Source organism: Streptococcus penaeicida (assembly GCF_002887775.1).
Classification (GTDB): domain Bacteria; phylum Bacillota; class Bacilli; order Lactobacillales; family Streptococcaceae; genus Streptococcus; species Streptococcus penaeicida.
Window position 1 is genome coordinate 42,432 of the sequence record NZ_LOCM01000032.1, and the last position, 13,601, is coordinate 56,032.

Genomic DNA, 13,601 nt, shown 5'->3' on the forward strand with positions numbered 1-13,601 from the left:
AAATGTATTGACAATATTTCATAAATTGTTTATTATTTTTTTATAAGATTAATCTAATTAAATTAAAAATCGTCGACTAAAAAATAAATTAATACTAAGCAGAAAGGATAGTTAATGAAAAAAAAGATTTTTAAAATAGTTGTTTACATTTTGACAATATGTAGTATTTTTCCTTATTTATCTTCAACAGTAACTACTGTTTATGCAAATGAAGAAAAGTATATCAGTCAATCAGAAGTTGATGCCGTTGCAATCGAATTCGAAAAATTATTTTCAAATGGAATAATTATTTCTGGTAATAATTATTCTATTAACTATGATTATTTAAATAATAACTATACATCTGAAGAAATACAGGCTTTCATTAATTTGATGGCCTCTAGTGAGTTATCTCCTATATCTTCGGGCCGTAGAAAAAGAAGCATAAGTTCATTTGTAGTTTGTATGAAAGACAAAGCTGTTTCAGATATTGCTGATATGTTTAAAGTTAGTGCTTTTGTTAGTTTTGTACAAAGAAAGGCTTGGAAAGAAGCAGCCAAATTTGCCGTCTCTTGGTTAGCTAAAAATGGGATTAAACGAAATGTGGCAGCTACAGCTGCACTTTTATCTTGGTACGGAATTCAGTGCGCAGGACATTAAAATACTGGGTAAAATATGACTTCCCGTTAGCCTTATTGTCAACAGTTTGTTATCTCATTTTTTCTTATTTATTAAGCCTTGGACACGGCAATTTTCATCCAAATTGGTTTGAAATTTTAGGTTTATTTCTTCTCATTAATTTAGTTGAATTAATTTTTCGAAAACAATAGACAGCAAATCAAAAACTCACAAGCCAACCTTGTGAGTTTTCATTATTTATTGTAGTCAGCCATGACCTCTTCAACTTCTGCTAAAGTAATGCCAAAAAGATCCAGTCTTTTTAAAAGTTGTTTTCCATTGCAGTAGCCAATGCGGAGTTGATTCCCCAAAAATTCCCGTCTTTGTCGACTTTCTTGACCTAGAGTTAAACCCAGCCTCATTAAATCGGCACTTGTAATATCAAACTGGTTATCATCATCAAAAGCTTGGGTTACTTTTGACAAGGCTTTTTGCAAGTCCTCAAAAGAGGCATGTTCAACACCCAGTGATCGTCCCTTGGACTTGGATCCTGGAACAGCCTCGTCACGGTTCAAAAAGGCATGGCGGACCGTTGGTACAGCTTGCATGATGATTTTTCGAATCCGTTCCCCATTGTAATCAGGATCCGTGAAAACAATAACACCACGTAAGTCTTGCAATCTCTGGATGCGTTCTAAATCTTCCTCATTGATCGCTGAACCTTGCGTTTCGTAGGTATCGACTTCATAAAAACGTCTTAGATTAGCTGTATCGTCCTTACCCTCGACAACTACCACTTCTTGAATTTTAATTCTATCTGTCAATTCTAAAAATCCTTTTCGCATTTTCTGTCGTTGCGGCAGCCACTTCCTCAACTGAAATACCCCGTAATTCCGCAATCTTATCAACCACATATCGGGTATAGGCTGTGCGATTCTCCCGACCACGCTTAGGAACAGGCGCTAAGTAAGGGGCATCGGTCTCTACCAAGATTTTGTCTAGGGGTAATTGCTGAGCTGCTTCCTGAATGTCTAGTGCTTTTTTGAAAGTAACGACTCCTGAGAAAGAGATAGTCATGCCGAGCTCTATGAATTTGTTAGCCATTTCTAAGGAACCCGAGTAAGAATGCATGATTCCCCCACGAGGGCCCACACCAGCTTCTTTGATGACTTGATAAGTATCTTCTAAAGCCTCACGGGTATGGACCACAAAAGGTAAATTATAATCCTTAGACAGTTGAATTTGTTTCTTAAAGACCTCAATCTGTACTTCTTTAGGATCTTCCATCCAATGATAGTCCAGACCAATTTCCCCTAAAGCAGTCACTTTAGAGTCCTTTAAATGTGAAATAAGCATCTCCTCAACGTCCTGGTTATAAGAACCAGCTTCCGTCGGATGCCAACCAATAGTGGCATAAACCTCAGGGTACTTATGGGCCAAGGCAAGTGCACCATCAATTGTTTCTTGGTCAAAGCCGACCACATTATGATAAATCACGCCCATCTCTTTAGACAGAGCCAACTCCTCATCCTCTTTACCAATAAAGTTCTCTACATTTAAATGGGTATGGGTATCAAAAATTTCAAGCATTTTGTGACCACCTTTCAATTTACACTTCTCGTTTGACTATTATAACATATGTCACTTGCCTTTGGCAGAAGATGCCACTCAAAAACAGCTAGACAGGGTCCTAGCTGTTTACATTTCATAATAGGATAAAAGGCTTAAGATTTCCAGTACATTTTGCGTTTGACAAATCTTATTAAAGCAGTCTGGATTTTGACTGATGTAGTGAATCACTGAAAAGAGTTTCTTAAATTCTGAACTTTTTAAGACTTCCTTGGTTACCGAAATCATCATAACAATGGAAATCATCTCGCCATGCCAATCAATAGGTTTTTTTAAAGTTGCAATGGAAACCATGGATTGTTTGACAAATTTAGGGTTAGCATGGGGCAAGGTTATAAAAGGTGCCACTCTTGTACTTGAAAAACGATCCCGTGATAAGAGTTCATTAACAAACTGCGCTTCAACATGATCATGAGCCAATAAATTATTTCCCATAAAGCGTAAAATAGCTTCAGGGTTATCCAATTCCAATTGCGGATAGATAAAGAAAGGTTGGGTAAATGAAGCTAAATCAAAGCTTTGGCCCTGTTCACCAGGGCTATTTTCTAACATATACTTTTCAATGGTCATCAAATCATCTTGGCTTATCATCGGTGAAATCTGAATAACAGGAATTTTCTCCATTTCTAAAGCCACTGTTGATAAGATAAAATCATAACCTGAGTGTTTCCTTAACCCACTAGACTCTTTATGATTGACCAAATCCACCACCTGAAGTTCAGGAAACTCTCGATTGAGACGGGCCTCAATAAAGGTGGCCATCGCCTTGGAATATTCACTAACTAATAGGACCTTAAAAGTCTTGCTTTTTTGAAATTTTTGTCTTTCAATAGCCGACTGAAAATGAATGGTTAAGTAAGCAATCTCATCCTGAGGAACAAAGTGCTCTTCTTGCTTAAAATAGTCATCCAAGAGCAACTGTAAAACCAAAAACAGCTGTGGATAGGCATAAAAAACGGCCTCCGTCAACGGATTTGAAATGCTCAAGTGATAGTTTAAGCGAAAATAGGTCGACGAAAGATGGGAGCTAAGGTTGCTTTTGAGAATAGCATCTTCTCTCAGAGGGTAAGATAGAATATCGCTGACTTGCTGAATCAAATAATCCATCAATGCCGCTGCTTCTTGATCAAATTGTAGATCTGGCCGCAAAGAGGGAAGCGACGAAGCAATTCTTAAAGCCAAATAATTAATTTCACTAGGTGAAAATTGGATAGGATAAATCATAGCCAGTTGCGCTAGAACTTGACTAGAAATTGCTTGCGCCTGCGAATTTTCGACAGCTTCTACTTCTGAAAGACTTAACTCAACTTCCTTAGAACTTTTCATCCTTTCTAACATAAAATAGATATGATAGTCAATATTACTTAAATCACTATCAACAGAAATCTGATTAGCTTCTAAAACTTCTAACAGGGTGTCTCTAACCACTTTCAAACGGTCTTGCTTAAAGAACTCTTTTAGGGAAGGATTTTTTAAATCAGATTTCTTCATCTTTTTTAAAGTTTGTATCAGCAACCGTCGCTTCTGGTCTTCCTCACCAAGGACATAAGTTCCATAACCAGGTTTAGTCATTAATTCTAAGCGATGGTAAGCAAAGTAAGGCTTTAATTTGCGAATTTCTTCTTGGATTAACTTCCGGTTAACAAAGAGTTGCTCGGCTAATTCATCCAAACTAATCTTATCATTTGGATTTTGAAGAATATGAAAGACAATCAGTTCTTGCAACTGTTGATTATCTGGAGGTGTCTGTGCCACTTCCATCAGTTGTTCTAAGAGTTTCTCTTTGTCCAAAGAATCTCCCTTTAATAAGATGCCAATCCCTTTTTTTCGTTCCAAAACAAGGCTATTTCTCTGTTTCTCAATCAGTGCATTGATCGTAGAAAGGTCTTTTTGTAGGGTCCGCTCTGAGACAGCTAATTTTTTAGCAAGAACACTAGTTGTTTGGTAATATTCTTGTTTAATCAAATCTTGCACTAACTGGATTTGTCTTGAATTCATAGGTTCCTTTCTTCAAAAACGCCGAAAATCGATATGCTTCTATCATAGCATATCGATTTTCTATTTGATTTTCAGATTAAATTTCTTTCAATAAGTTCTTAACATCTTCTTTAGTTGGAGCGTTTAATAAAGCTTGACGGAAATCTTGGTCCATCAATTTACGAGATAAGCTTTGTAAAATTTTGAGATGGATATCATCTTGATTATTTTCCGGAACGGCAATCATAAAGATCAATTTTGCAGTTTCACCGTCTAAGGATTGCCAGTCAAGACCTTTTGTTGAACGTCCAAAGGCTAAACTTGGTTTTTTGACTAGCGCAGATTTAGCATGCGGAATAGCAATTCCCATACCAATACCTGTCGTACTTTCGCCTTCTCGCGCATATATGTCGTCTTTAAAAGTCTCTAATTCAGCAACATTACCTGTATTGACCAAACGACTGGCTAAATCAGTAATGGCGCTATCCTTACTGTCATCAGCCAAATCTAAAGTAATACTTTCATCTGCTAGTAGATCCATAACATTAAGTTGTGATTGCTCAGAATGACTGATCTTTTCTTCAGTAATATTTTCATCCACATGAGTTGCTCCAGTTACAGGACCAGCTACTTGGAGTTTCGGTTTTAAGAAACTTAACATCAGAACTGTAACCGCGATGCCAACGATAACGGATACAAAGAACATTAAGACATTATCCACAGCACCTAGTACTGCGACAATTGGACCCCCATGGGCAACATGGTCAGTTACACCTGAAAGAATAGCAATTACACTACCAACCATTGAACCAACAACAATACTTGGAATAGTACGAAGTGGGTCCGTTGAAGCAAATGGAATAGCCCCTTCAGTAATACCAAATAAGCCCATAGCAAGTGATGCTTTACCTGCTTCACGCTCTGCCTTAGTGTAACGGTTCTTCAATAAAAGACTTGCAACCCCTAAAGCTAAAGGTGGGATACAAATAGCAACCGCAATTGGTCCCATAACAGAGTAGTTGCCATCAGCAATTAGACCTGAACCAAATAGGAAGGCTACCTTGTTGAAAGGTCCACCCATATCAAAGGCAATCATTGCCCCTAAAATCATGGCAAGGATAACCTGACTTCCACCTTGCATGCCCGCCAAGAAGTGAGTGAGTGAGGTGAAGAGCCATGCAACCGGACCCCCAATGACATAGATAAATAGGAAACCAACAATCAAGGTTGTTAAAATCGGAATGACAATAATCGGCATGATTGATTGAAGCGCCTTTGGAACCTTAACTTTTTTAATCGCTAGAGCAATAAAACCGGCAAGGAAACCGGTAATAATACCACCGATGAAACCAGCGTTAGCAGTACTACCATATAGCGAACCATTGGCAGCAAGCATACCACCGATAAAACCAGGTACTAAACCAGGACGATCGGCAATACTTTCAGCAATAAAAGCTGATAGAATTGGAACCATTAGACCCATAGCAGCTCCACCAAGTGTTAGCATGGTTGACCACATGGTTCCTTCTGGAACTTTCAAGCCTTCTGGAGTTGGGTGACCACCTAAAGACAAAGAAACAGCGATCAGCAAACCACCTGTTACAACAAAAGGTACCATATAGGAAACACCCTTCATCAAACTACGGTATATTTTTTGTCCCAGGCTATCTTCACCAGCTTGAGCTGATTCTTCCGAAACTTCCATGGACTGATAGCGTTCTGCTCGGCCATCAGCAATCTTTTGAATCAAGTCTTCAGGATGATGAATCCCCTCTTGAACGCCACATTCAATCACAGGTTTTCCATTAAAGCGACTCTTATCAATTTTAGTATCCGCTGCGATAATAACGCCATCTGCTTGGGCAATATCGCTGGCTGTTAGACGATTTTCAACCCCTATAGAACCGTGCGTCTCGACCTTGACGTCATAACCCATTTCCTTACCGGCATTTTCTAAATTTTCAGCCGCCATATAGGTATGAGCGACCCCAACCGGACAAGAAGTAATTGCAACAATCTTCTTCATTTTTTCTCCTTTTTCCTCTTTTAGTCATTTTTAGTATAGCAGAGCTGCCAGTCAAACTTAAGGAAGAACAACTTCCGTTGCTCCGGAAACTTTTGCCCTAAGTGACCTATAAGAATTGATTGATTCCCCATATTGTGAAGACTTTATTTTCACCTATACCTTTCATTAATTTATGATATACTGAATTGGTAGTGCTTACAGGAGGATTTGACATGCGCAGAGATCATCGTTTAATTACCCAGATTGAAGACTCTTTAGAACAAATGACCGAATTAGAAAAAGAAATTGGTCGCTTTTTTATTGAAACCGAACTTGAAGACGATGATTTGACCGCTGCCAAAATCATTTCTAAATTACACATTTCTCAGGCAGCCCTCACCCGTTTTGCTAAAAAATGTGGCTTCGCTGGCTACCGCGAGTTTTCTTTCGAATATAGCAAAAGCCTGCAAGAATCAAGGGTTAGCTTTCAGCCATTCCATTTAGAACTCACTAAGCGAGTCCTCTTAGATTATGATGCTTTAGTGAATAAGACTTATGATTTAGTTAACGAAAGTAAACTGCAGGAATTAGCCAAGGCCTTTGATCAAGCTGAACGGATCTACTTCTATGGCAAAGGGTCTTCTGCCCTGGTTGCCCAAGAAATGAAATTACGTTTTATGAGGCTCGGTCTCATCTGTGACGCTTATTCTGACACCGATGGCTTCACTTGGGCCAATAGTATAGTTAACGACAATTGTCTGGTCTTTGGTTTTTCACTCTCAGGTAAAACACGCTCGGTTATCGAGGCCCTAGATAAGGCCAGTCAAAAGGGAGCTAAGACTATTCTGCTGACAACTAACAGTAACCAGCCATTCCCAAAAAACATTGAAACAATTGCCGTTGCATCCAACCATAAATTGAACTACGGCAATCGCATCACTCCACAGTTTCCACTTTTAATCATGATGGATATCATATATGCCTACGTCTCTGCTATTGATAAAGATCAGAAAGAAGAAATTTTTAAAAATACCATTATCAAGTGAAAAAAGTTCTAAATCATGTTTAGAACTTTTTGTTTTGGTTTATTAACTCTGTTTCTCCAAGAAGTGATAATAGGCTCCAAACATTCCTGCATTATTTTCATGGCAGGCAAAGACAACCTTAGTTTTCTCAAAGATACTTGAGACTAGGTACTTAGAGAGTGACTTTTTAATTAAGGGTTCTAAATATTCTTTCTGACCCATAATACCTCCACCAAGTACAACACATTCCGGATTTGCAACATAACAAATATTTGCAATACCTTGGCACAAATAATCAACAAGTTGGTTGATTGCTGCTTTACATTCTTCATTACCAGTTTTAGCTTCTTCAAAAATCCGCCGTCCTGTCCAATTCTCAGTGTTATCATTAAGGCGTTTTGCAACATCCTTGATCAAGGCAGTAGTCGATGCTAAATCCTGAAATTCTCCATCACTAAGGTGCATATAGCCCACTTCACATGCCGAAAAACTATGACCATGAAAAACTTTGGAGTCGATTAATAGGCAACCACCGATACCAGTTCCTATTGTTAGACAAAGAGCAACGCTGGCATCTTTAGCACTGCCAGAAATAACTTCTGCTAAACCGGCACAATTGACATCATTTTCTACTTCACAAGGAATAAGAAATTCTTGCTCTATACTCTTTTTAAATGAGATTCCTGCATAATTTGGTATCTGAGGTCCGGCATAGAAAATTTCTCCTACTTCCGGATTCACCATTCCAGCTGTCGAAATGGCAACCCCTTTTAGCTCAACTTCATGATTAAAATGGTTGACCAAAGATATCACTTTTTCTAAGATAGCCGGACCACCTTTTGAAGCTTCGGTTGCAATTTCTTGTTTGCTAAGAAGTTTGCCTTTGTTTGTGATGAGTCCATATTTAATAGCAGTACCACCAATATCAATGGCTAAAATATATGTCATTGTTGACTCACCGACCTTCACAAAATTCAGCTTTAGCTGATATAATCAGATTTGACGCTTCTTGGCAAATAGCCAGATCACTCTCAATTAGTGGGGCAAGTGGTGACCTAACTGAACCGATATCTAAGCCTTCATTTATTCTTAGAACCTCTTTGATTACTGCGTACATATTTCCATGACCTGAAACAAGAACTGAAATAATGTCATTGATTTTACATTGTAGTTCATAAGCCTTAGCAATTTCTTTTTCAGCAATGAGCTGATTTAAGCTTAAAAACAACTCTGGCATTACTCCATAAGTACCACCAATACCCGCTGCAGCTCCCATCATGCGTCCGCCTAAAAATTGTTCATCTGGTCCATTAAAGACAATATGATCTGCAGCTCCCAAAGAAGAAAATATTTGAATGTCTTGTACAGGCATTGACGAATTCTTAACCCCAATGACACGAGGATTTTCCAACATTGTTTGATAAAGACTAGGACTTAGTGCCGTTCCGGCTAATTGAGGGATATTATAAATAATAAAGTCAGTTTTTGGAGCTGCCTGAGAAATGGCATTCCAATAGTCAGCTACTGCATAATCTGGCAATTTGAAATAAATTGGTGGAATGGCAGCTATGGCATCAACACCTAACTCTTCAGCATGTTTTGCTAATTCAATACTATCTTTAGTGTTGTTGCAAGCCACATGATTAATAACGGTTAACTTCCCTTTAGCTACTGCCATGACGTTTTCCAAGACTATCTTCCTGTCCTCAACACTTTGGTAAATACATTCCCCAGAAGACCCATTCACATAAAGACCTTGAACTCCTTTTTCAATAAAATAACCTGTTAATGCTTGAACAGCTTTTGGATCAATATTTCCATCCTTGTCATAGCAGGCATAAAAGGCTGGAATGACTCCCTGATACTTCCTTAATTTTTTCTCTGGCATTTTTAACTCCTATTTTTTAAACTAAGACATTTTAACTTTCAGAACTTGTTTTTTAATTTCCTCAAAGCCCGTAATCGCTTGACCAGGTTGATGGTATTCATTTGGCAAGAAGATAAGAAAATAACCAGGTTCCAATTGAATATCCATAAATTTTTGACAAGTGACAAGGCCAAAATCATCTTCGATTTGATAAGGAGTCAACTCTTCTTCTGAAAATAGGCCAAATTTTAAATGTTCTTTACCATCTAATAATAAATGGATATCAGCATAATCCTTATGGTATTCGAAGGATTGATCTTCTTTATTAGTTAACCTTGTTTCATTATAATTTAGAAAAACATCTGAATCCTTAATAATATTTTTCCCAATTTTTAAGGAAATACTATCCTGGCTTACTATATAATCAATAGCAATATCAAGATTTTCTGAAATCCCTTTATAGTCAGTAATATGACTCAACTTATCAAATATCAAAAGCGATTATCCTTTCATTTGTCATTTAAGACTTTTGAGCGTTTAATCCCCTCAGAAATAGCTTTATTTCCTTTTTCAACAAAAGCATCCAATGCTTCTTTAGAAGATTTTTCACCTGTAAGAACAGCTTGGATTTCAGGGAATAAGGCATTTCTCACTTCAACATAACCTGATGTATTATTAGAGAAATTAATAACGTACTGATCATTATTGATATAGGTTTCAAGTATTGGATTGTTTGCTTTTTCTTTCTCAACCAATGATTTACGAACTGGCATAAAATTCATACTTGCTTTAATAAGCTCTTTATTTTCTGAATAATATTTGACAAAATCTTTAGCTAGTTTTTGACGTTTGTCTCCATTTGTATTAAAGACTGCTGAACCCAAGACATAGGTAAATGATTTTGGCCCATCTACACTAGGAATATTCGCCAAACGAGCATCAAATTTATTTACAGTCCCAGCTTCCATACTGTCTAACATGCCTTTATACAGAACGGCATTGGTAAAGCTAACAGCAACTTTTTTATTTTGGAACATGGCATTAACATCGTTACTTGTTAAAGACTCAGCTCCAGAAGTAATCATTTTCTTGTCATTGAGTTCTTTAATATACTCAAGTGCCTTCACACCCTTTTTATCATTAACATTCAATTGACCATCTTTTGCAAAGAAGCTGCTTCCGTACATTCTGAGATACATCATTGTCCATGTATCCCCCTGATTGTTTTTCGCATAGAAACCTAAAGGTGTTACTTGGCTGTCACTTTCTTTCAGCTTTGTCAAGATTGTATTGAAGTCATCCGTAGACCAGCTTGCAATTTTATCTTTATCAGCGATGTATTCTTGTAGTCCTGCTTTTTCAAACATTTCAGCATTATAAGCTAACATACCTGGATTTTGAGCGAACGGATAGAAATAGGTTTTATCTTTAATTTGAACATTGTCCCAAACTGATTTCGAAATATCAGCTTTGTTTTTTTGATCAATGACAGAATCTAGTGGAGCTAGTAACCCTTGATGTGCTAAATCTGATATGGCAAATGTTGATTCAAAGAAAACGTCAGGTAAAGTCTTGGTTTGAGTAGCAACACTTAATTTACTATCACGTTCTTCACCTGGAATAACTTGGATTTTAATTTTTTTACCTGGATGCTCTTTTTCATACAACTTAGCTGCTGTTTTGAAGAAGCTATCATAGTCAGCCCCTTTTTCATCGCCTTTATAGGTCCCTTTCCATTGCGGTGTTAACCAAACTTCAATTTCATTTTGGTTCTTTTTCTCTTTAGCTGATTCTTTGGAAGAACAAGCTGTTAGCCCTAATAGAGGGATTACTGCAAGAGTGACATAGCGTAAAAGATTCTTTTTCATAATTTATCCTTTCAGAAATAAAAATTGTTGATATTTTTTGTTTTAACAAACCCTATTCTTTAATAGCACCGTTGGTAGCACCTTTTACAAAGAAACGTTGAAACATAAAGAAGATGACTATCATAGGAATTGCTGCAATAGCTGCACCTGCAACTTTTAATCCAATGTTAGGATTGATATCTTGTTGGAGACTTGCCACCCCAATAGTTAATGTCTTCATTTCTTTACTTCTAGCCATCAGTAATTGCCATAAATAATCATTCCAAGCAGTCACAAAGTTCAAGATAAACAAGGCTCCAATTCCTGGCTTCACAATTGGTAACATCAGTTTACTAAAAATAGTCCATTCGCTAGCACCATCTAATTTCGCAGACTCTCTAATTGATTCTGGTATGACTTTAAAATAGGAATAAAGCATAAAAGTTCCAAAACCAGTTGCCAAGTTTGGTACTACCATTGCCTGGTAAGTATCGACCCAGTGCAATTTTTCAATAATATCAAATAAGGGAACGATAAAGGTCTCCTTTGGAATCATTATAGATGCGATAACTAAAATAAAGAGGACTGTTTTTCCTTTGAAATGTAGTTTTGAAAAACCGTAGGCAGCTAAGGCAGAGATATAGACACTCAGTAAAGCTGTCATAAATGAGACAATAAAACTATTGAGAACCCACTTAAACGTCGGTTGTCCCTGAAAAAGTTCTTTTAGATTTCCTAAATACCATTCCTTGGGAAGAATGTCAGGAGGCATTTGGTAGATTCCAGATGACGTTTTAAAGGTATTTGTTAGTAACCAGAAGAGGGGGAGTAAAAACAAGATAGCAAGTATAAAGACAATGATATTAGTGACTAAATCAAAGCCTTCCATTTGTTTTATTTTTTTCACAAATAGCCTCCTTATTGTTCTGCCTTAATAAATGCTCTTAATTGCGGAATACTTAATAGTAAAGCAATAATAAACATCAATACACCAATGGCTGCCGCTGCTCCAGTATTGTTGTAAACAAAAGCATTTTGATACAAATAATACATCATCGTAACAGAGGCATTGTTTGGTCCACCTCCAGTTAACAATTGGATAACAACAAAAATCTTCAAAACCGCAATAATATTGATAACAACTAAATAAGCGGTAGTCGGTCTAACTAGCGGAATAATAATATGTCTAATTCTTTGCCCCCTTGTTGCGCCATCTAATTGTGCTGCTTCAAAATAATCTTGGGAAATACCAATCATTGTTGCAAGATAGAGGATGATTGCTTGTCCAACATTTCCAACGAAAGTCACAAAGACGATAATCGGCATAACCGTTTTAGTGTTTCCTAATAAATTAAGGTGGTGTACACCAATATTTTCAAAGCAGTAACTGATTAAACCATTGGATGGATTGAGTAAAAAGTTCCAAACAATACTCATAACTACCATTGATACCATTACTGGTAGGTAGTAAGCTCCTCTGATAAAAGAAACATATCGACTATTTTTATCGTAAACTGTCGTTGCTACAAACAAAGCAAAGACAATTGTCAAAATAACAATAGCAACGACAAAGAAGACGGTATTTACTATGGACTTAACAAAAACAACATCTTGAAAGAGATTAGCAAAATTTTCAAAACCAACAAAGTAAGATTCAACGCCATAGACGGAATACAAACTCATCTTAAAACCTTTAACGACAGGATAAAGTATGAAAATCAGCATTAATAGAAGTTGCGGTCCAATAAACAAATAACCAGTATAATCTTGCTTTAGTTTCATTGAATGTTTCTGCACAGGCTACCCCTTTCATTTTTAAGCTTTCAACACATTGATAAACCGTTGGGCGATTTCTTTAGGTCTGGTAATAGCACCGCCGATGACGATGCCGGCCACGCCGATGTCATGTACCCGTTTTAGATCCTCATGAGTGTGTATTTTTCCTTCAGCAATAACAGGGATGCCGGCCTGAGTCAGTTGATTCATCAGTTCCAAATCCGGTCCCTCTGCTTGTCGACTATAAGGCGTGTAGCCAGAAAGCGTCGTCCCGACAAAGTCCACACCTGCTTCATAGGCTGCGAGACCCTCCTCGTAAGTGCTAATATCTGCCATCAGTAGCTGCTTGGGATACTTGGCTTTGATTTCTTTGATAAATTGCTCGATTGTCTTTTGGTCATAGCGAAGCCGACGCGTGCAATCAAAGGCCAGAACAGCAATATTGAGAGCCGCCAGTTGATCTATTTCAGTCATGGTGGCCGTTATGAAAGGTTCCTGGGGGGATAATCTTTTTTTATAATGCCAATAATTGGCAAATCAGTGACCTCTTGAATCTCTTTTATATCCCTAACGGAATTAGCTCTAATCCCAACAGCTCCAGCTTCTTGCGCTGCCTTAGCCATAAGTGGCATAACCCCACCTTCTTCTGTATACAAGGGTTCACCCGGAAGGGCCTGACAAGAGACAATAATGCCATCTTTGATTTGCTTTAAAAATTCTGATTTTGTTATTTGAACCGGCATTCTTTTCTCCTTCATTTAATAATTTCGAGAACGTTCACAGTCCTTATTATAACAATCATAAAAGCGTTTTCAATACTTAGTCTCTATTTAGAAATTACTTTCAAAAAATCAGCTTTTCCCAATTCTCCTGAAAGT

The 13,601-nt window shown here is 37.4% G+C and carries 12 protein-coding genes and 1 pseudogene; 2 read left to right on the forward strand and 11 right to left on the reverse strand.

Annotation, left to right across the window (positions count from 1 at the left end; genetic code table 11):
- Positions 1-114: 114 nt before the first annotated feature.
- The gene (locus AT575_RS08895; protein WP_102778024.1) at positions 115-639 is read left to right on the forward strand and encodes a hypothetical protein; all 525 of its coding nucleotides are present in this window, start codon (positions 115-117) and stop codon (positions 637-639) included.
- 212 nt (positions 640-851) lie between these two features.
- Here the strand turns inward: AT575_RS08895 and rnmV are convergent, their stop codons facing one another.
- The 4 genes from rnmV to AT575_RS08915 form a co-directional block, all read right to left on the reverse strand.
- Positions 852-1,442 carry a ribonuclease M5 gene (gene rnmV, locus AT575_RS08900; protein ID WP_102778025.1) on the reverse strand — a complete coding sequence of 197 codons (591 nt, stop codon included), beginning with the start codon at positions 1,440-1,442 and terminating at the stop codon, positions 852-854.
- Positions 1,411-2,187, reverse strand: coding sequence for a TatD family hydrolase (locus AT575_RS08905; RefSeq protein ID WP_102778026.1), 777 nt, complete (start codon positions 2,185-2,187; stop codon positions 1,411-1,413). Before AT575_RS08905 ends, rnmV begins: the two co-directional genes overlap by 32 nt.
- A 108-nt stretch (positions 2,188-2,295) precedes the next feature.
- The gene (locus AT575_RS08910; RefSeq protein WP_102778027.1) at positions 2,296-4,224 is read right to left on the reverse strand and encodes a BglG family transcription antiterminator; all 1,929 of its coding nucleotides are present in this window, start codon (positions 4,222-4,224) and stop codon (positions 2,296-2,298) included.
- A gap of 76 nt (positions 4,225-4,300) precedes the next feature.
- Positions 4,301-6,229, reverse strand: coding sequence for a fructose-specific PTS transporter subunit EIIC (locus AT575_RS08915; RefSeq protein WP_102778028.1), 1,929 nt, complete (start codon positions 6,227-6,229; stop codon positions 4,301-4,303).
- Between the two features lie 212 nt (positions 6,230-6,441).
- Between AT575_RS08915 and AT575_RS08920 the strand changes: the two genes are divergently transcribed.
- Positions 6,442-7,254, forward strand: a complete 813-nt coding sequence (locus tag AT575_RS08920) for a MurR/RpiR family transcriptional regulator (protein ID WP_102778029.1) — start codon at positions 6,442-6,444, stop codon at positions 7,252-7,254.
- Positions 7,255-7,296: 42 nt separating this feature from the next.
- Here AT575_RS08920 and AT575_RS08925 read toward each other — a convergent pair whose 3' ends face one another.
- The 7 genes and pseudogenes from AT575_RS08925 to AT575_RS08955 all read right to left on the reverse strand — a co-directional run bounded on the left by AT575_RS08925 (position 7,297) and on the right by AT575_RS08955 (position 13,466).
- Positions 7,297-8,181: an ROK family protein gene (locus AT575_RS08925; protein WP_102778093.1), complete on the reverse strand. Its 885-nt coding sequence runs from the start codon at positions 8,179-8,181 to the stop codon at positions 7,297-7,299.
- A 7-nt stretch (positions 8,182-8,188) separates the two neighbouring features.
- Positions 8,189-9,121, reverse strand: coding sequence for a dihydrodipicolinate synthase family protein (locus AT575_RS08930; RefSeq protein WP_102778030.1), 933 nt, complete (start codon positions 9,119-9,121; stop codon positions 8,189-8,191).
- Positions 9,122-9,142: 21 nt separating this feature from the next.
- Complete coding sequence (locus AT575_RS08935; RefSeq protein ID WP_102778031.1) at positions 9,143-9,595, reverse strand: NanQ anomerase/TabA/YiaL family protein; 453 nt, start codon at positions 9,593-9,595, stop codon at positions 9,143-9,145.
- 14 nt (positions 9,596-9,609) lie between these two features.
- Positions 9,610-10,968: an ABC transporter substrate-binding protein gene (locus AT575_RS08940; RefSeq protein ID WP_102778032.1), complete on the reverse strand. Its 1,359-nt coding sequence runs from the start codon at positions 10,966-10,968 to the stop codon at positions 9,610-9,612.
- 52 nt (positions 10,969-11,020) lie between these two features.
- Positions 11,021-11,854 (reverse strand): carbohydrate ABC transporter permease, encoded by an 834-nt coding sequence (locus tag AT575_RS08945; RefSeq protein ID WP_102778033.1) that lies wholly within the window; start codon positions 11,852-11,854, stop codon positions 11,021-11,023.
- 11 nt (positions 11,855-11,865) lie between these two features.
- Complete coding sequence (locus AT575_RS08950; RefSeq protein ID WP_102778034.1) at positions 11,866-12,729, reverse strand: carbohydrate ABC transporter permease; 864 nt, start codon at positions 12,727-12,729, stop codon at positions 11,866-11,868.
- Positions 12,730-12,762: 33 nt separating this feature from the next.
- Positions 12,763-13,466, reverse strand: a pseudogene (locus AT575_RS08955) (N-acetylmannosamine-6-phosphate 2-epimerase).
- Between the last annotated feature and the right edge of the window lie 135 nt (positions 13,467-13,601).